The following is a 1,441-nucleotide window of genomic DNA, read 5'->3' as shown; positions in this document are numbered from 1 at the left end:
GGATTTAAAAGGGTCCCGCTATCGGTTCCGGTAAACAGCTTCCCGCTCCCATTGGCCCGGTTTAACAGCCAGTTACGAATGAGCATCCGTATCGACCCCTTTAGCCTTATCGGCAGTTATCGTGTAATTAATAAGATACGCCCCCGATAAGCATTCAACGGCTGCCGTATATAAGGCTACGGCAGGACTTACATACGACCCGGCTACCACTAATAAGATAAAGCCGGCAAGTAGTAAGATATCATCGGCAAACTTTTTTATCGTCTTCATATGATTCCTCCTATAAACTAAATTCATCGGATAAGACATACTCGCTTAAATCTTCAAGTTCCGCTACATAAGCCCTACTAAAGGCGTTTATAACCGCCGCTATCGGGTCAATGCGGTTGGTGGACTTTGCCTTATCAAGCAAGATGTTTTCATTGTGGTCACGCTTAGTCACGGCGTTACTAATAGCCCAATCTAAAAGAGGATTGGGTTCATGTAAGATGTTTCCGCGATAGGCTTCTTCTCGAAAGGCCTTGGTCGGTTCTGAAAGCGTTCGCATCCCTTGCCGTACTTCAACGGTTACAATGCCCCTTGAATCAAGCTCTTGCGAAAATTGAGTCGCGTTATACGGGTCATAGCATACTTCCTTAAGGTTTACCCCCAGGTTATCCATTTGTTCTTGTATCCATGTGTCGATAAAGCGGTAATCCACGACATCTCCCGGGGTGATGGTAAGGTATCCTGCTCTTGCCCAGGCTCGATACGGCGCCTTATCGGTTTTTTCATGTGTAGCTACCTTCTCTTCCGGAATAAACCCGTGGGCTCGTACCAAATACTTGGTCGTCCCGTCGTCATCAAGCGGTAGCACCATCCCCACGGCCGTAAGATCGATGCGCATCGACAAGTCGATGCCGATGTACATATCCTGCTTGTATAGGTCAATAGGAGGGGCCGTAATGGCTCCTCGTTCTTTCCACTTGGCCATATCCATATACGATAACTCCGACTGATTGACCCATAGGTCCATATTCTTCGTTAAAAACGACTCCATCTTCTCGGGACTCTCAAGTGCCGACGCCAGTTTACTTCGGATATTAGCCAGCCCTTCAGGGTAAGCAGCGGCTATCGGGTTGGCCTTTATCCAGCATTCTTCGTTTTTTACGTCATCTAACAGGGTTCCTTCGTCATCTCGATCGAGTTCATTTACCATACAAAAGTAATCGACCACGTCAAAATCAAGGGCCGGGTTTAAAATCTTCTCAACGAGCGGATACTCCACTCGATAACACGGACCACCGAAGTTATTGCCCGCCGTAGTGATGATAAATAAAAGCGGTTGGCGTCTGGCTACCATCCCCGTATTAATGACTTCCAGAATCTCGTCTGTCGGGTGCGCATGATACTCGTCGATAAGTCCACATTGCGGGTTCAGCCCGTCACCTGTCTTGCCGTC

2 protein-coding genes are annotated in these 1,441 nt (G+C 47.9%); both read right to left on the bottom strand.

Going from position 1 to position 1,441, the window contains the following annotated elements; all coding sequences use genetic code 11:
• Nucleotides 1–72 precede the first annotated feature (72 nt).
• Complete coding sequence (locus HMPREF9429_RS01170; protein WP_156780686.1) at nt 73–270, bottom strand: hypothetical protein; 198 nt, start codon at nt 268–270, stop codon at nt 73–75.
• 10 nt (nt 271–280) lie between these two features.
• Nucleotides 281–1,441 (bottom strand): terminase large subunit (locus tag HMPREF9429_RS01165; RefSeq protein ID WP_006940994.1); only part of this gene is annotated, 1,161 nt, incomplete at its 5' end.

Source organism: Megasphaera micronuciformis F0359 (assembly GCF_000165735.1).
GTDB classification, from domain to species: domain Bacteria; phylum Bacillota; class Negativicutes; order Veillonellales; family Megasphaeraceae; genus Megasphaera; species Megasphaera micronuciformis.
This window is presented reverse-complemented; position numbering and strand designations above follow the sequence as displayed.

Bases quoted from the DNA above. Each gene is read 5' to 3' on its own strand.
- HMPREF9429_RS01170 (WP_156780686.1), bottom strand. From the start codon at position 270: ATGAAGACGATAAAAAAGTTTGCCGATGATATCTTACTACTTGCCGGC.